Source organism: Photobacterium sp. SP02, assembly GCF_038519165.1.
In the GTDB taxonomy this organism is placed as follows: Bacteria; Pseudomonadota; Gammaproteobacteria; order Enterobacterales; family Vibrionaceae; genus Photobacterium; species Photobacterium halotolerans.
In genome coordinates, this window is the sequence record NZ_JASJOJ010000006.1 from 65,226 (window position 1) to 84,997 (window position 19,772).

At 54.9% G+C, this 19,772-nt stretch carries 19 protein-coding genes and 1 other RNA gene; 16 read left to right on the top strand and 4 right to left on the bottom strand.

The genetic code is table 11. The features are described 5' to 3' along the window. The first annotated feature begins 105 nt into the window (after window positions 1-105). From petA to sspB, 5 genes are all read left to right on the top strand, one after another. Window positions 106-696 carry a ubiquinol-cytochrome c reductase iron-sulfur subunit gene (petA, locus tag P0Y67_RS04425; protein WP_120513397.1) on the top strand — a complete coding sequence of 197 codons (591 nt, stop codon included), beginning with the start codon at window positions 106-108 and terminating at the stop codon, window positions 694-696. Next, window positions 696-1,961, top strand: coding sequence for a cytochrome b (locus P0Y67_RS04430; protein ID WP_342390896.1), 1,266 nt, complete (start codon window positions 696-698; stop codon window positions 1,959-1,961). The genes petA and P0Y67_RS04430 overlap by 1 nt, the downstream gene beginning before the upstream one ends. Next, a complete protein-coding gene (locus P0Y67_RS04435; protein WP_337112753.1) occupies window positions 1,958-2,695 on the top strand; it encodes a cytochrome c1 in 738 nt (245 codons plus the stop codon). The genes P0Y67_RS04430 and P0Y67_RS04435 overlap by 4 nt, the downstream gene beginning before the upstream one ends. Window positions 2,696-2,781: 86 nt before the next feature. Continuing rightward, window positions 2,782-3,420: a stringent starvation protein SspA gene (gene sspA / locus P0Y67_RS04440; RefSeq protein WP_027253690.1), complete on the top strand. Its 639-nt coding sequence runs from the start codon at window positions 2,782-2,784 to the stop codon at window positions 3,418-3,420. Then, a complete protein-coding gene (sspB, locus tag P0Y67_RS04445) occupies window positions 3,420-3,914 on the top strand; it encodes a ClpXP protease specificity-enhancing factor (RefSeq protein ID WP_342390944.1) in 495 nt (164 codons plus the stop codon). Before sspA ends, sspB begins: the two co-directional genes overlap by 1 nt. Window positions 3,915-4,004: 90 nt before the next feature. Here the strand turns inward: sspB and P0Y67_RS04450 are convergent, their stop codons facing one another. The 4 genes from P0Y67_RS04450 to P0Y67_RS04465 are packed head-to-tail and all read right to left on the bottom strand — an operon-like array spanning window position 4,005 to window position 7,319. Then, on the bottom strand, window positions 4,005-4,538 hold the full coding sequence (locus tag P0Y67_RS04450; RefSeq protein WP_342390897.1) for a BON domain-containing protein: 534 nt from the start codon (window positions 4,536-4,538) through the stop codon (window positions 4,005-4,007). Window positions 4,539-4,540: 2 nt separating this feature from the next. Beyond that, the gene (locus P0Y67_RS04455; protein WP_342390898.1) at window positions 4,541-5,131 is read right to left on the bottom strand and encodes a phosphoheptose isomerase; all 591 of its coding nucleotides are present in this window, start codon (window positions 5,129-5,131) and stop codon (window positions 4,541-4,543) included. A gap of 3 nt (window positions 5,132-5,134) precedes the next feature. Then, complete coding sequence (locus tag P0Y67_RS04460; RefSeq protein WP_342390899.1) at window positions 5,135-5,509, bottom strand: YraN family protein; 375 nt, start codon at window positions 5,507-5,509, stop codon at window positions 5,135-5,137. After that, window positions 5,487-7,319, bottom strand: coding sequence for a penicillin-binding protein activator (locus tag P0Y67_RS04465; RefSeq protein WP_342390900.1), 1,833 nt, complete (start codon window positions 7,317-7,319; stop codon window positions 5,487-5,489). The genes P0Y67_RS04460 and P0Y67_RS04465 overlap by 23 nt, the downstream gene beginning before the upstream one ends. Window positions 7,320-7,380: 61 nt before the next feature. Between P0Y67_RS04465 and rsmI the strand changes: the two genes are divergently transcribed. From rsmI to murG, 11 genes are all read left to right on the top strand, one after another. After that, window positions 7,381-8,241, top strand: a complete 861-nt coding sequence (gene rsmI, locus P0Y67_RS04470; RefSeq protein ID WP_342390901.1) for a 16S rRNA (cytidine(1402)-2'-O)-methyltransferase — start codon at window positions 7,381-7,383, stop codon at window positions 8,239-8,241. A 99-nt stretch (window positions 8,242-8,340) separates the two neighbouring features. Next, window positions 8,341-8,722: RNase P RNA component class A (gene rnpB / locus P0Y67_RS04475), an RNA gene on the top strand. A gap of 395 nt (window positions 8,723-9,117) precedes the next feature. Beyond that, window positions 9,118-10,065: a 16S rRNA (cytosine(1402)-N(4))-methyltransferase RsmH gene (rsmH, locus tag P0Y67_RS04480; protein WP_234203933.1), complete on the top strand. Its 948-nt coding sequence runs from the start codon at window positions 9,118-9,120 to the stop codon at window positions 10,063-10,065. Then, window positions 10,062-10,382 (top strand): cell division protein FtsL, encoded by a 321-nt coding sequence (ftsL, locus tag P0Y67_RS04485; RefSeq protein ID WP_342390902.1) that lies wholly within the window; start codon window positions 10,062-10,064, stop codon window positions 10,380-10,382. The genes rsmH and ftsL overlap by 4 nt, the downstream gene beginning before the upstream one ends. After that, window positions 10,382-12,154: a penicillin-binding transpeptidase domain-containing protein gene (locus P0Y67_RS04490; protein WP_342390903.1), complete on the top strand. Its 1,773-nt coding sequence runs from the start codon at window positions 10,382-10,384 to the stop codon at window positions 12,152-12,154. Before ftsL ends, P0Y67_RS04490 begins: the two co-directional genes overlap by 1 nt. After that, window positions 12,141-13,655: a UDP-N-acetylmuramoyl-L-alanyl-D-glutamate--2,6-diaminopimelate ligase gene (gene murE / locus P0Y67_RS04495; RefSeq protein WP_342390904.1), complete on the top strand. Its 1,515-nt coding sequence runs from the start codon at window positions 12,141-12,143 to the stop codon at window positions 13,653-13,655. The genes P0Y67_RS04490 and murE overlap by 14 nt, the downstream gene beginning before the upstream one ends. Next, on the top strand, window positions 13,656-15,086 hold the full coding sequence (gene murF / locus P0Y67_RS04500) for a UDP-N-acetylmuramoyl-tripeptide--D-alanyl-D-alanine ligase (RefSeq protein ID WP_342390905.1): 1,431 nt from the start codon (window positions 13,656-13,658) through the stop codon (window positions 15,084-15,086). Between the two features lie 2 nt (window positions 15,087-15,088). Next, window positions 15,089-16,171, top strand: a complete 1,083-nt coding sequence (mraY, locus tag P0Y67_RS04505) for a phospho-N-acetylmuramoyl-pentapeptide-transferase (RefSeq protein WP_027253679.1) — start codon at window positions 15,089-15,091, stop codon at window positions 16,169-16,171. Next, window positions 16,172-17,518 (top strand): UDP-N-acetylmuramoyl-L-alanine--D-glutamate ligase, encoded by a 1,347-nt coding sequence (murD, locus tag P0Y67_RS04510; RefSeq protein ID WP_342390906.1) that lies wholly within the window; start codon window positions 16,172-16,174, stop codon window positions 17,516-17,518. Next, a complete protein-coding gene (gene ftsW, locus P0Y67_RS04515; RefSeq protein WP_342390907.1) occupies window positions 17,512-18,720 on the top strand; it encodes a cell division protein FtsW in 1,209 nt (402 codons plus the stop codon). The genes murD and ftsW overlap by 7 nt, the downstream gene beginning before the upstream one ends. Beyond that, the gene (gene murG, locus P0Y67_RS04520; protein WP_342390908.1) at window positions 18,707-19,768 is read left to right on the top strand and encodes an undecaprenyldiphospho-muramoylpentapeptide beta-N-acetylglucosaminyltransferase; all 1,062 of its coding nucleotides are present in this window, start codon (window positions 18,707-18,709) and stop codon (window positions 19,766-19,768) included. The genes ftsW and murG overlap by 14 nt, the downstream gene beginning before the upstream one ends. Window positions 19,769-19,772: the final 4 nt, after the last annotated feature.

Here is a 19,772-nt window from a genome sequence, read left to right on the forward strand (position 1 = left end):
CTTAATCAATAAGCTGTTGAGTCTTTCCGTAGAAAGTTAGCCGTAAGCTCCAGGGACGCAGATGGAAAGAATAATCCTGAGCGGGAGCACATGGGAGAATGTTGGATGAGCAAAGCGCCAGTAAGTAACGGCCGACGCCGCTTCCTGACTGCGACGACCTCGGTTGTTGGAGGCTTAGGTGCAGTCGCTGTCGCCGTACCCTTTATCAAATCCTGGAATCCTAGCGCCAAAGCCAAGGCTGCGGGCGCGCCAGTTGAAGTTGATATCAGTAAATTAGAAGAAGGCCAGATGATCCGCGTAGAATGGCGAGGCAAACCTGTATGGGTTGTACGCCGTAGCCAGGCTATTTTGGATGAGCTGCCGACACACGATGATCGACTGCGTGATCCGCAGGCCACTGAACCTCAGCAGCCTGCTTACGCACAAAACCAATACCGTTCAGTTAAACCTGAAATCTTTCTTGCCGTCGGGATCTGTACCCACCTTGGCTGTTCTCCAACTTACCTGCCGGACAGTTTCAATGAGCAGGTCAGTGGCGTACCAGCTGGCTTTTTCTGTCCTTGCCACGGCTCTAAGTTTGATATGGCTGGTCGGGTTTTCCAAGGGGTGCCAGCACCGCTTAACCTGGTGATACCGCCTCATATGTTCCTGAACGACAACACGATTTTAGTGGGTCAAGATGAGGAGACGGCATAATGGAAGGCTTGCTGGGTTGGATTGAAAAACGTCTGCCAGTGATGAATGCTTATAAAAAGCATATGTCTGAATACCCGATGCCGAAGAACTTTAACTTCTGGTATCTGTTTGGCTCACTGGCCATGCTGGTTCTGGTTAACCAAATCCTGACCGGGATCTGGCTGACCATGAACTATGTTCCATCAGGTGATGGTGCCTTTGCCTCTGTAGAATACATCATGCGTGATGTAGATTACGGCTGGCTGCTGCGTTATATGCACTCCACGGGCGCTTCGGCGTTCTTTGTTGTGGTATATCTGCACATGTTCCGTGGCCTGATTTACGGTTCCTACAAAAAGCCGCGTGAATTGCTGTGGCTGTTCGGCATGCTGATTTTCCTGGTACTGATGGCTGAAGCCTTTATGGGCTATCTGCTGCCTTGGGGTCAGATGTCTTACTGGGGTGCCCAGGTTATCATTTCTCTGTTTGGTGCCATTCCTGTTATCGGTGATGATTTGACACTGTGGATTCGCGGTGACTACGTGATCTCCGGTGCCACACTGAACCGTTTCTTTGCGCTGCATGTTATTGCATTGCCAATTGTTCTGCTGCTGCTGATTGTGCTGCACATTCTGGCGCTGCACGAAGTGGGTTCGAACAACCCGGATGGTATTGAAACCAAGCTGCCAAAAGGCGCGAAAGGTGACAACCACCAGTCTCGATTCAAGTTCCACGAGTACTACACCAATAAGTACGACATCATTGATTCAGTGCCGTTCCATCCTTACGGTACGGTGAAAGATCTCGTTGGTGTGGCTATCTTCGCTTTCTTGTTCAGTTATGTGATTTTCTTTAACCCTGAGATGGGCGGCTATTTCCTTGAGCCACCTAACTTTGAAGCGGCTAACCCGCTGAAGACACCGGAACACATTGCACCTGTATGGTACTTCACGCCTTTCTATGCGATTTTGCGTGCGGTTCCTGACAAACTGCTGGGTGTAATTGCGATGGGCCTGTCAATTGTCATGCTGTTTTTGCTGCCTTGGCTGGATCGCTGCAAAGTGCGTTCTTACCGTTACCGCAGCAAGCTGCACCTGGCAAACATCGCTCAGTTCACTGTCTGCTTCATTGCATTGGGTATTCTGGGTGCGCTTCCTGCCACTGCGGTATACACCTTGATGGCGCAGATCTTCAGTCTCGGTTACTTCATGTTCTTCGTGCTGTTGTATTTCTACAGCAAGAATGAGGCGACGAAACCGCTACCAGAGAGGGTCACATTCAAATGAAAAAGCTGATGGTTATGCTGCTGGCTCTGTTGCCGTCTCTGGCAATGGCTGCCGGTGGTAATGTTCACCTTGATGCGGCAAACAATGATTTGTCGGACGAAGCTTCACTGCAGCGCGGTGCACGTACTTTTGTTAACTATTGTTTTGGTTGCCATGCCACTCAGTATCAGCGTTACCAGCGTGTAGCGGAAGATCTGGATATCCCGGCTGACCTGATGATGGAAAACCTGATCTTTGATGAAAATGCCAAGATCGGCGATCTGATGACCAATGCGATCTCAGAAGATTACGCCGCGGCGTCATTTGGCGCCCCGGCGCCGGATCTGACTCTGGTAGCCCGTGTGCGTGGAGCTGACTGGCTGTATACCTATCTGCGTTCTTTCTACGCCGATCCAAGCCGTCCGTTTGGTGTCAACAACCTGATCTTCCCAAGTGTGGGTATGCCACACGTGCTGGAAGAACTGCAGGGGACGCCACGTAAGGTGTTTGAGACACGCACCATTGATGGTCAGGAAGTACAGGAGTTTGTTGGCCTGGAAACTGAAGGTAATGGTGAACTGAGCCCTGAAGAATATGACGCAGTGGTTCGTGATTTGGTTAACTTCCTTGAATACTCGGCAGAACCTATGAAGCTGGAACGTCAGCGTCTGGGCCTGTGGGTGATGGGCTTTATCGTTATCTTCTTTGTTCTGGCCTTGCTGCTGAAGAAAGAATATTGGCGCGATGTCCATTGATCGGGTAATCTAGTGCGTTAAGAAACTCGCAATGGGGGCAAGAGCCCCCGTTGCTTTTTGTGTATATGAGTATACTGGAGGGGTTGATGGCTGTAGCTGCCAATAAACGCTCTGTGATGACGCTGTATTCTGATGCTTCGGATATGTATAGCCATCAGGTGCGTATTGTACTTGCAGAAAAAGGTGTAAGTGTTGAGATTGAGCTGGTTGAACCAGACAACCTACCTGAGGATCTGCTTGACCTGAATCCATATAATTCTGTTCCAACTCTGGTGGATCGTGAACTGGCTCTGTATCAGGCCGGCATTATTATGGAATACCTGGATGAGCGTTTCCCTCACCCGCCTCTGATGCCTGTGTATCCGGTTGCTCGTGGTAACAGCCGCCTGATGATGTATCGCATTGAGCGTAACTGGTATTCATTGGCGGAAAAAGTGCAGAAAGGCACAGCTGATGAAGCGGATAAAGCGCGTAAACAACTGCGTGAAGAGCTGCTGGCGCTGTCACCGGTATTCGCTGAGTTTCCTTACTTCATGAGTGAAGAGTTCAGCCTGGTCGACTGCTACCTGGCGCCGTTACTGTGGCGTTTACCTTCTATGGGTATTGAGCTTAACGGTGCTGGTTCGAAAGAAGTGAAGGCATACATGACGCGCGTTTTCGAACGTGATTCATTCCTTGCATCGCTGACAGAAGCTGAGCGCGAAATGCGTCTGGCTGGTCAGTGATGGAGATGGCCGAGATGACCCCGCGCCGACCTTATCTGGTGCGGGCTTTCTATGACTGGCTTGTGGATAATGATCTGACTCCGCATCTGGTCGTTGATGCAACACTGCCTGATGTGCAGGTTCCGCAGGAATTTGTCAGTAACGGACAAATTGTGCTGAACCTTGCGCCGCGTGCTATCGGTAACCTTGAACTGGGCAATGATGCTGTGCGCTTCAATGCCCGCTTTGGTGGCCGTCCGCATGCTGTAGCAGTGCCTCTTGCGGCTGTATTGGCGCTTTATGCACGGGAAAATGGAGCAGGCACTATGTTTGAACCCGAACCCGGCTATGAAATGGCAAACAGCGAGCAAGAGGGCGTGTTTGACGCAGCAGATGCTGTCGGTGATGAAGAGCATTTGTCACCGGTCAGTCTGACTGATGCTGTCGAAGAGCTTGTTTCAGAGGAAGAACCACCTCGTCCACGCGGTCGCCCAAGCCTCACAGTGGTTAAGTAATCCACTTTGACGGACATAAAAAACGCAGTGTTTCTTTCGAAGCACTGCGTTTTTCTTTATCTGATGCTTTCTGAATACCGATGACCTGGCTCAGTCTGTGTATTCAAACGCTTTGATCACGTGTTTAACCCCTTCCACATTGCGTGCGACATCCGCCGCAATATTGCCTTGCTCTCTGGTCACAAAGCCGAGCAGGTAAACCCGCTGGTTTTCCGTTGCCACCTGTACCGCTGAATCCCGCAACTTTTTACTGGCGATCAGCTGCGCTTTCACTTTGGTGGTTAACCAGCTGTCCAGACCGACATCAGACAGGGTAGGGAGCGGGCCGATCTGAAGCTGGTTATAGACCTCTTTCACGCTAGCCAGCTCTTGTACCGCGTCAGCTAATTGCCCGGCAGTGGCTTGATCCACCGCCTGACCAACCAGCAAAACCCGGCCTTCAGTCGATATCGCATTGACCCTGACTTTGCCCTGATAAGGCGGCTTATTGACTAGGCCACCAATTTGCATAGCAATGTGCTGATCTCGCCATTGCTGTTGCCCGCTGCGGGGATCGGTTTGCAGCAAGGTACCGCACCCTTGGAGCAGCAGCGGCAAAATCAAAATGAGAAGCAAGCGTTGCATGATCACCCTTCGTGTTGCGGGAAAAGAATCTGGTCAATCAGATCGCACAGACAGTGCACCGTCAGCAGGTGACCTTCCTGGATGCGGGCGGTACGCTGCGACGGAATTCTGATCTCGACATCCTGCACACCCAGCAGTCCGGCCATAACACCGCCGTCTTTACCTGTCATCGCTATGATGTTCATGTCGCGGGTCAGAGCGGCTTCCATGGCTTTGATAATGTTCTTGCTGTTCCCGCTGGTAGAGAACACCAGCAGTATGTCACCCGGCTGACCCAGGGCGCGAATTTGCTTGGAGAAAATTTCGTCCTGATGATAGTCGTTCGCCACCGCCGTCAGTGTGGTGGTGTCTGCGGTGAGCGAGAATGCCGGTAGACTGGGACGTTCAGTTTCAAAGCGGTTAATCAGGCAGGATGCGAAATGCTGGGCATTAGAGGCGGACCCCCCGTTACCGCAGCACAGGATCTTGTTGCCGTTCAGCAGGCTTTGCACCATCACCTGGGCAGAGCGGGAAATGGCGTCTGGCAATGCTTCAGCCGCTGCAATTTGTGTCTGGATGCTTTCGGTAAAGTTTTCTTTAATGCTCTCTAGCATGTTTTACTCTTCAACTAAAGTGTTGGTCAGCCACGAGATTGCGTGGTCAGTCCCTTCTATGGTGACAACATCGAAACGCAGCTGGCAGTGTTCGGCAGCCATGCCTTTTGAATGCAGCCAGTACAGTGCAGCACGCTTCATGCGTTGCAGCTTGCGCCAATTGACGGCCTCGGCCGCAGAACCGAAACGGTTATGGGCACGGTACTTTACCTCGACAAATACCCAGCAATCACCGTCTTTCATGATGAGATCAAGCTCACCACCCCGGCTGTGAACGTTGCGGGCAATGGCAGAAAGTCCCTGGCGTTGCAGATACTGCTCGGCCAGTGACTCGTAATGGTACCCCTGACGGCGCTTATTGAACAGGTGCAATGCCATTGGGTGTGAATACCGCCCAGTCTAACTGACGCTGAACAACACAATGATCGTCTATGCTCAGCTGGCCGGTTTTACCTTGGGTGCTGTAATGCTCAACCACTTTCATCTGAGGCAATTCAGTGATCATCCGGTAGGCATCCATCCCAAAAGCATGGAGCCGGATGGCGCTGTTCTTCTGCCCCGGCCACAACTGTTCAAACTGCTCCATGAAGGGTTGATCCGGCGCCGCGAGCAGAGGGATATCACTAAATTCAATCCCGGACAGTTCACTGACGTTGGCGTTGTTGTCCGGGTTAGTCCGTGAGCTGGCGTACAGTTTTGGCGGCGTGACATCCGGATTGATCGCCACTTCGATAAAGGGTTTAAGCAGCGTTACTTCATTCCGGTTGGCAATCAGGTACACCGCATCGGTATCGCGACGGCTGCGCGCCTGGGTTTCCAGTGACATACCCAGCACCTGCTCCATTTGCTGGCTGCGGGTCCGGCTGTCGGTTAAGCCAAATACGGCCGCCATCTGGTTCTGAATGTCACGGCTGGAACCAAAGGTCTGGCGTTCTGCTTGGGTGCCGGTCAGTGTTTCCCATTTCATCATGAACGCCTGGCTGACCCGTCGGCCAAAGTCATTGGCCGGTGCCATGACCATGGGGCTGCGGTGACCTTTGGCATATAAATGCTGTGCGGCTTGCTCGGCTTCCTGCTCGGGAGATAAGGAGAAATAGCAGGTGTTGGGCTGGCTCAGATCCAGATTCTGCGGCTCATTGAGCGCCAGCTCTGTGACATTGCCGCCTTCGGTAGACTGAAATTCGGTGATTTTTTCTTTCTGAAGCGGGCCAATCACCAGCTGAATGCCGTCTTGCTGGAGCTTGTTGACAATACTGAACATAGGTTCGGATTCTGTATCGTAAATCGACAGCTCGGTATTCGGGTTACGCTCGGTATCTTCCAGCATGGCATTGAGGAAGCCATCGCGAACGGCTTTGCCCTGGCTTTCGAATTTGCCAGACAAAGGCAGCAGGAGTGCAACTTTTTCCAGCTCTACCACTTCCAGGCTCATGATGGCCTGCAGTTCTTTCGGCAGGTAACTGTTGGCCGGGTGCTCAGGATGGTTTTGCAGCCATTGTTCGACCTCGGATTTCAGCCTGACCGGGCGCTGAGCAGAGGCATTTTTGATCATGCTGAGTGCCACCCAGCCCTGCAGCACGGTTTCATCCGCACTGATGCTGGCGGCTTTAAGCTGGTGGTTATTATACTGAGACAAGTCCTGCCACAGATTCTGCCAGTTGACCTCTCTCTCGCTGCTGTTGAGATACTGTGACAGCGCTGTGCGCTCCCTGGCGGCGGCAAAGTGTTGTTCCGTCTGCGTTAACAGCTCGGCACGCAGCAGGTGATAGCGACGGTACTGACTGTCGGCCAGAGTCCACCAGGGCAGGAAGTTGAGCGTCTCAAGCGCGGTTTTGGGCTGGCCTTGCTGGTAGCGCAGGGTTGCACGCGCTAACTGCCATTCAGCCATTTGCACCGGAGACAGGTTCATGCCGGCCAGCTTATTGGCTTGCTGATCAGCCTGCGGCCAGCGGCCCTCTTTGATCAGCGCTTTAAGAGCCAGTATATGCCAGTCAATGCTAGCTGCACCTTCAGACGACTCTGCTTTGAGCAGGTAGCTGGCAGCGGAGTCAGAGGCAGGCGCCGTGATATCCGCAGAGTAAGACGTTGGCTGAGTGCCTGGCGCTGAACAGCCTGCCAGAATCACGGCAAGGGCTACAGGGGCCAGAATACGTGTTACACTTTTGCGCTTATGGGTAAAATTAAGCATTGAATTCATTCAACTGTGACAAATTACTCTCTATATTAATTGCAGATGAGATCATAGACAAATGAGTGAGACCAATTCGTGCTCGGTGGATGTCGCAACTTTGTACATCGTTCCGACCCCGATCGGCAATTTAGCAGACATTACCCACCGCGCGCTGGATGTTCTGGCCAAGGTGGATTTAATTGCTGCTGAGGACACACGCCATACCTCACGCCTGCTGTCCCACTTTGCCATCTCTACCCGCACCTTTGCCCTGCATGATCATAATGAACAGCAGAAAGCGGATGTGCTGATTGAAAAATTGCGTCAGGGCAGCAGTATCGCACTGGTCTCTGATGCCGGTACACCTCTCATCAGCGATCCAGGATACCATCTGGTGACTCGCTGTCGTCAGGCGGGTGTTAAAGTTGTGCCGCTGCCGGGGGCATGTGCGGTGATCACCGCGCTGAGTGCATCGGGCCTGCCGTCGGATCGTTTCAGTTTTGAAGGCTTTCTGCCGGCCAAAAGCAAAGGGCGCCAGGATACCTTCCGGCTGCTGATTGAAGATCCGCGTACCCTGATTTTTTATGAATCTCCGCACCGTATTCTCGACTCGCTGGCGGACATGCAGGCCGTGCTGGGCCCGGAGCGCCACGTGGTGCTGGCTCGTGAGCTGACCAAAACCTTTGAAACCATTCATGGTGCACCGTTAGGTGAGCTGATCCCCTGGCTGGGTGAGGACAGCAACCGTATCCGGGGTGAAATGGTGCTTTTGGTGGCAGGGCACAGGGCCGATAAAGATGCCTTGCCGGCTGAAGCGCTGCGAACGGTAAAGATTCTGGTTGCTGAGTTGCCGCTCAAAAAGGCCGCGGCCATGGCGGCAGAGATTCACGGTGTGAAGAAAAATGCGCTCTATAAATGGGGCCTGGAGAATCTGGAATAAGTGCAGAACCGGTCAGCGCTGGCCGTTTTCTCGCCAGAGAAAGGAAGAAGTCTAACTTTCTCTGGTAACTCGGGCGGGAGTTTTATACAATCCGCCGCCTGAGTTGACCAGGTAACCGCTGCTTCGTTGATGTCCTTTGGGAGACTGACGAGGGGGAGGAAAGTCCGGGCTCCACAGGACAGGGTGCCAGATAACGTCTGGGGGGCGTGAGCCTACGACCAGTGCAGCAGAGAGCAAACCGCCGATGACTCGCTTGCGAGAACAGGTAAGGGTGAAAGGGTGCGGTAAGAGCGCACCGCGCGACTGGCAACAGTTCGTGGCACGGTAAACTCCACCCGGAGCAAGACCAAATAGGTCCCTAATGGCGTGGTCCGCGCTGGGGACGGGTAGGTTGCTTGAGCCTGCGAGCGATTTCAGGCCTAGAGGAATGGTTACCACCGCGCAAGCGGGACAGAACCCGGCTTATCGGTTAACTCACTTATTTTGGAAAGGTGGTGTTCGCAACATATGCGGGCATCACCTTTTATCGTTTCAGGGCCTGGGAACCAGAAAATACGGCTGCATCAATTGTTTGTCAGAATCGCAGTATCTGTCTTGACAACTTTTTTGCTGCCTTCGTACACTTCGTGTTGGATTTTTGTGGGAAAAAATGACGATTTTGTGGCAAAAATTGCAATTTTCCTGTTGCTTGCCCGACAAGGGCAGGTATAAATGAAAGAGGTGCACATGCATCGAAATCCGACGATTTCGGTGTGTTGCCACTGCTGCCTGTAGCGCAACAGGCAGAGCAGCGGAAAACCAACGACCCAGTAATCTCTGGTGGAGGCATCCGGCCGGTGTCTTCAGTTCGCTTATTATTCAGCTGAATCAATTATTATGTCCGAACAATTTGCTCACGTTTCCGTGCTGCTCCATGAGTCTGTTGATGGCCTAGCCATCAAGCCAGACGGTATTTACATCGACGGTACCTTTGGCCGTGGTGGCCACAGCCGTCTGATCCTTTCCCACCTTGGCGAACATGGCCGTTTGTACGGCATTGATCGCGATCCCCAGGCGATCGCAGAAGCCGCCAAGATCAACGATCCGCGTTTCTCTATTATTCATGGTCCGTTTTCCGGCATGGCCGGGTATATGGCAGAGCTGGGGCTGACCGGCAAGATCGACGGTGTGCTGCTGGATCTGGGGGTCTCTTCTCCTCAGCTGGATGATGCCGAGCGTGGCTTCAGCTTTATGCGTGACGGCCCGCTGGATATGCGCATGGATCCGACATCCGGTATTTCTGCTTCTGAGTGGCTGGCCAGCGCCGAGGCGGACGATATTGCCTGGGTCCTGAAAGAGTTTGGCGAAGAGCGTTTTGCCAAGCGTATCGCCCGCGGGATAGTGGAATACCGCAGCAATCCGGACAATGTGCCGCTGGAGCGAACCACCCAGCTGGCTAAGCTGATTGCTGACGTTTCACCGTTCAGAGACAAGCATAAACATCCGGCCACCCGCAGCTTTCAGGCGATACGTATTTATATTAACAGCGAGCTTGAAGAGATAGACACCGCCTTACACGGTGCGCTGGAAGTACTGGCTCCTGGTGGCCGTCTGTCTGTGATCAGTTTTCACTCGCTTGAAGATCGTATGGTGAAGCGTTTTATTCGTAAGCAGAGCAAAGGGCCTGACGTCCCTGCCGGCTTGCCGCTGACCGAAGATCAGATCAAAGCGCTGGGCAGTGCCGATCTGAAAGCCGTGGGTAAAGCCATTAAGCCGACGGCCGCGGAGACTCAGCATAACCCGAGAGCGCGCAGTTCGGTGTTGCGTCTGGCTGAACGCCTATGAGTACCCAGCCAGCCGCCGCAGACAGCCTGATTCGGCAGATCGGCCGTGATCTGCTATCTGTCGGCCGTGTGCCTTTGGTGCTGCTGGTGCTGGTTCTTATTTCTGCCTTGGGGGTGGTGTATATCACCCACCAATCGCGCCAACTGGTCGCGCAACAGGAGCAACTGCTCATTGAGCGGGATGATCTGGATATCGAATGGCGTAATCAGCTGCTGGAAGAAAACTCGCTGGCTGAGCATAGTCAAATTGAAACCCAGGCTGAGAAGGAGCTTGATATGAAGCGTCCTAATGCAGCGAATGAAATTGTTGTCCAGTAATGAAAAAAGCCGCCTCTTCACCTGAACCGCAGACGCCGCGCCCTTCGGCCTCCACACCTGCGTTTATTCCCTGGCGTTTCGCCCTGATCTGTAGCTTTGTTGGTCTGGCACTGGTGGGCCTGATAGCCAGAGCCGCTTATATCCAGGTATTGGAACCCGGTAAGCTGATCCAGGAAGGGGATCTGCGCTCGCTGCGTGTGAAAGCCATGCCGTCAGCGCGGGGTATTATTTCCGATCGCAATGACGAGCAACTGGCCGTCAGTGTGCCGGTTCAGGCGGTCTGGGCTGATCCTGTGGATATTTATAAGCATGGCGGCCTTTCAGAGCCGGCGCGCTGGCATGCGCTGGCGGATGTGCTGGGGCTGGACCGCCAGGACATGCTTGCCCGGTTGGAAGAGAATAAATCCCGTCGATTCATTTATCTGCAGCGTCAGGTCAGTCCGGCCATGGCGGCCTATGTCGGTAAGCTGAAACTACCCGGTATTGGTCTGAAAGATGAATCGCGTCGCTTTTACCCGGCAGGGGAAGTGAGCGCTCACCTGATAGGGGTCACGGGCATTGATGGCCGCGGACTGGAAGGCGTCGAGCGGACCTATGACGGCTGGCTGACCGGTGAGCCGGGCAGACGCACGGTACGTAAAGACAGGTACGGCCGGGTGGTGGAAAACATTTCGCTCAAGCAGCGCGAGCCGGGCAAACCGCTGGCGCTGAGTATTGACCAGCGATTGCAGGCGGTGGCTTACCGGGCCGTGAAGCAGGCGGTGGTAGATTACAACGCGACCTCGGCAACCATTGTGATGGTCGATGTGCGGACCGGCGAGATACTGGCCATGGTCAACGCGCCCTCCTATAACCCCAATAACCGCGATCAGCTGCAAAGTTTCCGCATGCGTAACCGTGCCATCACAGATGCGATGGAACCGGGCTCTACCATCAAACCTTTTATCGTATTGGCTGCGCTGGAGAACGGCGTTGCCGATGAGAACACAGTCATCGATACCGGCAACGGGATTATGCAGGTAGGCGGCAGCCGGGTGCGGGATGTGTCACAGGTCGGCAAGGCCGATTTGGCGAGAATCCTGAAAAAGTCCAGTAATATAGGTGTCAGTAAGTTGTCTTTGTCTATGCCTGTTGATGCGGTGCTGGGCATGTACAGCGGTGTAGGTTTGGGTGAAGCCTCAGGCATTAACCTGATTGGCGAAGCGCAGGGGCTGTTCCCGGATCGCCGCCGCTGGTCGGATTTTGAGCGGGCGACCCTGGCCTTCGGTTACGGTATTTCAGTCACCCCCATTCAGTTAGTACGTGCTTACGCCACCTTGGGCGGCTTAGGCATTAACCGGCCGCTGTCGATTCTGAAAACCGAAGCTGTGGTGCCGGGTCGGCAGGTGGTGTCGGCAGAAAATACCCGCAAAGTGCTCAATATGCTCGAAGGGGTCACCCAATCTGATGGTAGTGCCAAGCACGCGGCCGTACCCGGTTACCGGGTGGGAGCCAAAACCGGTACCGCCAAGAAAGCGGCAGCCGGTGGCTATAGTGATGAATATGTCGCTATGACCGCAGGGCTGGCACCTATCAGTGATCCCCGCCTGGCTATGGTGGTGGTGATCAATGAACCCCAGGGCGACGCTTATTACGGCGGTCAGGTCGCCGCGCCGATTTTTGCAGAAGTGATGGGCAGTGCCCTGCAAATTCTCAACGTCAAACCTGATGCCGGAAAAGGCGATCAGTTGAATATCGTCCATAACAGAGGCAAGTCTGATGCCGGAACCTGATGTTTCAATTTCTTTGGGGGAGCTGTTAGCTTCCTGGTTTGCGCCTGAGGTCTTAGCCGCTTCAGTCTCTGCAGTGCAGGTCAGAGATCTGACCCTCGACAGCCGCGCTGTGGTGCCGGGCAGTACTTTTGTCGCCATTAAGGGCCATGCGGTCGATGGTCGCCAGTATATTGATGCCGCGATCCAGGCCGGTGCGTCGGCTGTGCTGGCGCAGGCTGAAGATAACCAGCCAGATGGCGAGATACATTATCACAGTGGTATTCCTGTGATTAGGGTGCGCGATTTGCCGAGCAGGCTGTCGGCCCTGGCCGGTGCGGCTTACGGTCAGCCCGATCAGCAGCTGCAGCTGGTGGCGGTCACAGGCACCAACGGCAAAACCACGGTCAGCCAGTTACTGGCGCAGTGGGCAGGGTTGCTCGGCCGAACCGCCGGGGTGATGGGCACCACGGGCAATGGCCTGTTGTCCGGGCTGAGACCGGCCGTGAACACCACTGGCAGCGCCATTGATATTCAGAAAACCCTGGCTGAGCTGGTCAATCAAGGCGCAGATTTTGCGGCGATGGAAGTCTCCTCGCACGGTCTGGTACAGGGGCGGGTGAAAGCCCTGCATTTTGCGGCCAGTATTTTCACCAACCTTAGCCGGGATCATCTTGATTACCATGGTGATATGGCAAGCTATGCGGCAGCCAAGCAAAGTTTGTTCACGGAACATAGCGCAGGTATCGCTGTCATTAATGCTGATGATGCTGTTGGCAGACGCTGGCTGAACGAGCTGCCTGATGCGGTTGCGGTCGCGAGCGAACCGTCACATCTGTCCGGGCACCATGGTCAGGCGTTGTGGCTGACGGCCGTCAGCTATTCCACCCAGGGGGTGACTGTGTCTTTTGATTCCAGCTGGGGGCAAGGCGATTTTACTGCTCCGCTGGTTGGGGCTTTCAATGTCTCTAATCTGCTGTTGTCGCTGGCGACGTTACTGGCGCTGGGTTACCCCCTGAGTGCCTTGCTGGCCACAGCGCCCCGTCTGCAGGCGGTGATAGGTCGGATGGAAGTTTTTCAGGCCGCTGACAAACCTATGATGGTGGTTGATTATGCTCACACCCCGGATGCGCTGGAGAAAGCACTGGCAGCGTTACGCCTGCACTGTGAAGGCAAGCTCTGGTGTCTGGTCGGCTGTGGTGGTGAGCGTGATCGCGGTAAGCGGCCTATGATGGCTGCCGTGGCTGAGCAGTTAGCCGATTATGTGATCCTGACGGATGATAATCCGCGCAGTGAATCACCCCGGGAGATAGTGAATGATATGCTGGCCGGACTGGCGCAGCCGGAACGTGCCCAGGTTATTCATGACCGGGCCGAAGCCTGCCAGCGGGCATTCAGTCAGGCGCAGGCGCAAGATATTGTACTGGTGGCCGGTAAAGGCCATGAGGATTATCAGGTACTGGCGGGGAAAACCATTCACTATTCAGATCGTGAAACCGTACAGGCCTTGTTGGAGACACACTAAATGATTGAGGTGACACTGAGCGAACTGGCAGCGGTGCTTAACGCCCGCTTGATTGGCCAGGATGTCAGTATCGATGCAGTTTCAACGGATACCCGGACCATAGTGCCGGGTACCTTATTTCTTGCGCTGAAAGGTGAACGCTTTGATGCCCATGACTTTGCCGCGGATGCAAAGGCCAAGGGGGCATCCGCCTTACTGGTGAGCCGTGAGCTGGATGTGGCTTTACCACAACTGCTGGTTAGCGATACCCGTCAGGCTCTGGGCCAGCTGGGCAGCTGGCTGAAAGCAAAAATGACGCGTGAAAATGGCCTCAAGACAGTGGCATTGACCGGAAGCTGTGGCAAAACCACGGTCAAGGAAATGGTGGCCGCGATTCTCTCCCAGTGCGGTCGCGTGCTGGCCACCGCCGGCAACTTTAACAATGATATCGGTGTTCCCCTGACGCTGTTGCGACTGACACCGGCCCATGAGTTTGCGGTGATTGAGCTCGGGGCCAATCACGAAAAAGAAATCGCCTACACCTCAGCGCTGGTGCAGCCCGATGCGGCACTGGTCAATAATCTGGCGGCGGCGCATTTAGAAGGTTTCGGCTCGCTGGAGGGCGTAGCAAGAGCCAAAGGCGAAATTTTCGAAGGGCTGATTGCCGGTGGCACGGCTGTTTTTAATCTGGACTCGCATGCTCTGGAACGTTGGCAGCCTTTGCTGACCGACAAGCAGCTGGTGGGTTTTACTGCGGCGGACCCAGTGCCGTTAGCTGCTGATGATTCTGACAGCAATTCTGTCGCAGGGTTCTCAGCCAGCGAGATTAGCGTTAACGGCCACGGCTGCCCTTGTTTTACAATGCACACGCCTGCTGGTGATATTTCACTCACTTTGCCACTGGCTGGCCGTCATAATGTGGCCAATGCGTTGGCCGCGGCGGCGCTGACAATGGCGATGGGAGCCACGTTGGCGCAAGTGGCGTCGGGATTAGCGCAGATGGCCGCCGTCAAAGGACGCGCATTGGTGCTCGAGCCCAGACAGGGATTGCGTCTGATCGACGATACCTACAATGCCAGTGTGGCCTCAGTGAAAGCGGCGATTGATTTGCTGGCGGATTTTAAAGGACAACGTTGGCTGGTATTTGGCGATATGGCCGAAATGGGGCAGGAAAGTGAGCGGATGCATCGCGAGATTGCCGATTACGCCCGGCAAAAACAGCTGGATCGTATTCTGACCGTAGGCAAAGCCAGCGCGATTGTAAGTGAAGTGAACCAGGGACAGCATTTCAGGGATAACCCGGCATTGATCGCCGCGTTGATCGCTCAGGTACAGCAATTTCATCATGAATCCGGACTGGATTCTCAACAACAACAAGAAATAACAGTGTTGGCAAAAGGGGCACGCAGCGCCCGTATGGAAGACATTATTGCCGCTCTGCAGGACTTATAACAATGATTTTTTGGTTAGCGGACTTACTCGAGTCGACTTTTCCTTTTTTCCGTCTGTTTGAATACCTGACGTTTCGCGCCATCATCAGCGTGTTGACAGCTTTGTTTATTTCATTATGGATGGGGCCTCGCCTGATTGCCCGTTTGCAGATGATGCAGATAGGCCAGGTGGTGCGCCATGACGGCCCGGAATCTCATTTCAGCAAACGCGGCACGCCGACTATGGGCGGGGTGATGATTCTGGCAGCTATCACCATCACAGTGCTGCTGTGGTCTGACATCAGCAATCCCTATGTCTGGGCGGTACTGACGGTCATGCTGGGCTACGGTATCGTCGGCTTTATTGATGATTACCGCAAAGTGGTCCGCAAGAATACCGATGGTTTGATCGCCCGCTGGAAATATTTCTGGCAGTCAGTGATTGCCCTGGTGGTCGCCTTTGCCCTGTATGCCTACGGCAAAGACACGGCGGCGACCCAGCTGGTGGTGCCTTTCTTTAAAGATGTCATGCCCCAGCTTGGCGCGCTGTACATAGTGCTCACGTATTTTGTCATTGTCGGCACCAGTAACGCGGTGAACCTGACTGACGGCCTTGACGGTCTGGCTATTATGCCAACCGTGATGGTGGCGGCCGGGATGGCCTTTATTGCCTGGGCGACCGGTAACGTGAACTTTGCCAGCTACCTCAATATTCCGTATATCAGTAACGCCAGTGAACTGGTGGTGGTGTGTGCGGCCATAGTCGGTGCCGGTCTGGGCTTTTTGTGGTTTAACACCTATCCGGCACAGGTCTTCATGGGCGATGTCGGCTCGCTGGCGCTGGGTGGCGCTCTGGGGACGATTGCGGTACTGGTTCGTCAGGAGCTGTTGCTGGTGATCATGGGCGGTGTTTTTGTCATGGAAACCGTGTCCGTGATCCTGCAGGTGGGCTCGTACAAGCTGCGAGGCCAGCGGATCTTCCGCATGGCGCCGATTCATCATCACTATGAGCTGAAAGGCTGGCCTGAGCCACGTGTGATAGTGCGCTTTTGGATCATCACCCTGATGCTGGTGCTGTTTGCGCTGGCCACTCTGAAGGTGCGCTAAATGAATCACTTGGCACAGGCAGATAAAGTTGTCGTTGTGGGTCTGGGGGTAACCGGACTGTCGGTGGTGAACTATCTGTTAAGACAAAGCTCACCGCCGGCCATTCAGGTGATTGATACCCGGGCCCATCCCCCGGGCGAGGATCAACTGCCAGACGGTGTCAGCCTGAGTGCCGGTCAGTGGCAGATGGACTGGCTGCTGGCGGCGGATCTGATCGTCGCCAATCCGGGCGTCGCCCTGAGTACGCCTGAGCTGCAAACCGCCATCGCGGCTGACATTCCTGTGATTGGCGATATAGAATTGTTTGCTCAGGCGGCTGATAAGCCGGTGCTGGCGATTACCGGTTCAAACGGTAAAAGCACAGTCACCAGCCTGGTCGGTGCCATGGCCGCTGAAGCGGGCATCAAAGCGGGCGTCGGCGGTAACATCGGCCTGGCGGCTCTGGATATGTTAGAGCAGGGCAATGAGCTGTATGTGCTGGAGCTGTCGAGTTTTCAGCTCGAAACCACAGCTTCACTTGAGCTGGTGGCGGCGGCCTACCTCAATCTGTCTGAAGATCATATGGACAGGTACGACAGCCTTGCCGACTATGGCCAGGCCAAGCAGCGTATTTACCGTCATGCCCGGCTGGCCATTAGCAATCGGGACGATGCGGCGACGCTACCGGATGCTGCCTGGACCGGCAAGCAAACCAGTTTTGGCTTTGATGAGCAAGACTACGGACTGATTCAGCATCGGGGTGAGGAGTACCTGGCGGTGCATGGTATGCCTGTGATGCCAAGTCGGGACATTGCCCTGGTTGGCCGCCATAATGTGGCTAACAGCCTGGCAGCGCTGGCGCTGGCAGACGCGGCGGGCATTGACCGTGACGCCGCCTGCCGGACACTGCGCCGTTATACCGGCCTGCCGCACCGTTGTCAGCGTGTGGTACAGGCGCACGGTGTTGACTGGGTCAATGACTCGAAAGCCACCAATCTCGCCAGTACGTTAGCTGCGCTCAGTGGCCTGTCCATTCCGGGCAAATTGCATCTGCTGGTGGGCGGCGACAGCAAGGGGGCGGATTTTGCGCCACTCAAACCCGTGCTGGAGACCCTCAATGTTCAGCTGTACTGCTTTGGCCGTGACGGTCACCGGTTCCTGTCTTTATCAAACGCCCCGGTTGTAGTGGAAACCTTAGATCAGGCGATGGCGCTGGCAGCGTCGGACGCGACATCCGGCGACATGATATTACTGTCTCCGGCCTGTGCCAGCCTGGACCAGTATCCGAACTTTATGGCGCGTGGCGACGCCTTTGCTGAGCTGGCTCACAGCCTGAAAGATCAGGTGCAGGGAGTACAGGCATGCTGAAAGGGGTAAAAGATACCCTGTTTGAAATCAGCCAGTGGTTCAGCCGGCCGGCCCCGCCTTGTCAGTATGACAGACAACTGGTGTGGATCAGTCTGTCCCTGATGGTGACCGGGCTGGTTGTGGTCAGCTCCGCCTCTGTGCCTGTGGCCACACGCCTGACAGACATGCCGTTTTATTTTGCGCTGCGCCATGCCTTTTTTCTGTTCTGTGCCCTGATTATTGCCGCTTTCATGGTCCAGGTGCCGCTGGAGCGCTGGCGTCAGCTGAGCGTGCCTATGCTGCTGGTATCGCTGGCCTTGCTGGTGATCGTGCTGGTTGTCGGTCGTTCGGTTAACGGGGCGGTGCGTTGGATCCCGCTGGGGATCTTTAACCTGCAGCCGGCGGAAGTGGCTAAACTTTCGCTCTTTGTGTTTCTGTCCGGGTATCTGGTGCGCCAGTATCATCAGGTCAGACAAAGTTTTTACGGCTTTATCAAACCGCTGGCCGTGCTGGCGCTGTTGGCTGTGTTGCTGCTGCAACAGCCGGATCTGGGCTCCTTTGTGGTGATGTTTGTCACCACTGTGGGCATGCTGTTTATAGCCGGCGCTAAGCTGTGGCAGTTCCTGGCCATGCTCTCGATGGCATTACTGGGCATAGTAATGCTGATTGTGTTCGAGCCTTATCGCATGCGCCGGATCACTGCCTTTATGGATCCCTGGGAAGATCCCTTTGGCAGTGGTTACCAGCTGACACAATCTTTGATGGCATTCGGTCGGGGTGACTGGATGGGACAAGGCCTGGGCAATTCCATCCAGAAGCTGGAGTATTTACCCGAAGCCCATACCGATTTCGTGTTCGCTGTGCTGGCCGAAGAGCTGGGACTGCTGGGGGTGACCCTGGTGCTTTTGCTTATCTTTGCTTTGGTATTCAAGGCGTTGTTCATCGGAAAGAAAAGTCTGGAGTCCGGCCAGTTATTCGGCGGTTTTCTGGCATTCGGCATCGGGTTCTGGTTTGCTTTCCAGACCTTGGTCAATGTCGGTGCGGCGGCCGGTATAGTACCGACCAAAGGGTTAACTCTGCCTTTGATCAGTTACGGCGGCTCGAGCTTGTTCATTATGTCGACGGCCGTGGCCATTTTGCTGCGCATCGATCATGAACAGCGGCATCAGGCCCGTTTCGGATCAGCGCAATCAAGTGATGAAAATGACAATGAAGAAAAATAAGCGTTTGCTGGTGATGGCCGGCGGCACGGGCGGCCATGTGTTTCCTGCGTTAGCCGTGGCCCGTCAGCTGCAGCAGCAAGGCTGGGAAATTCGCTGGCTGGGCACGGCAGACCGTATGGAAGCTGACCTGGTGCCCAAACACGGGATTGAAATTGATTTTATTAAAGTGAAAGGATTACGCGGCCAGGGGATCAAAAAGCTGCTGGCGGCGCCTTTTCAGATAGTGGGTGCGATATTGCAGGCCCGCCGCTATATCCAGGCCTGGCAACCGGATGCGGTGCTCGGCATGGGCGGTTATGTCAGCGGTCCGGGTGGCGTGGCTGCCTGGATCAGCGGTATTCCTGTGATCCTTCACGAGCAGAATGCGGTCGCGGGCCTGACAAACCGCTGGTTATCGCGTATTGCGGCCAGCGTGTTACAGGCTTTCCCCGGCGCGTTTCCGGGCAAACCTGTGGTGGGCAATCCGGTTCGCCGCGATGTGACTGAGCTGGCAGCGCCAGCACAGCGACTGGCTGAGCGAGAGGGTCCGGTACGGGTCCTGGTCATGGGTGGCAGCCAGGGGGCACGGATACTGAACCAGACGGTGCCGGCCGCCGCCGCGCAGCTGGGTGGGGATGTCGACATCTGGCATCAGGCTGGTAAGGGAAATCAGGCCAGCACTGAGCAGACATACAGCCAGTGTGGCGTGCAGCGATTTAAAGTCACTGAATTTATAGATGATGTTGCGGCAGCTTATGACTGGGCTGATCTGGTAGTTTGCCGCTCTGGGGCGCTGACCGTCTCTGAGCTGTCGGCAGCTGGCGTCGGCGCGATATTCGTGCCTTTCATGCATAAAGACCGCCAGCAGGCCCTGAATGCGGATCATCTGGTGGCGTGCGGTGGCGCCCACATGATAGAGCAGCCGGATCTGACAGCCGATCGTCTGGCACAGCTAATTACAACCTTAGATCGCCCGGCTTTGCTGAGCATGGCCGAGGCGGCGAGACAGGCTGCGATCCTTGATGCGGATGCCCGAGTGGCGGATGTGATTAAGGCGCAGGCTAAGTAAAGAA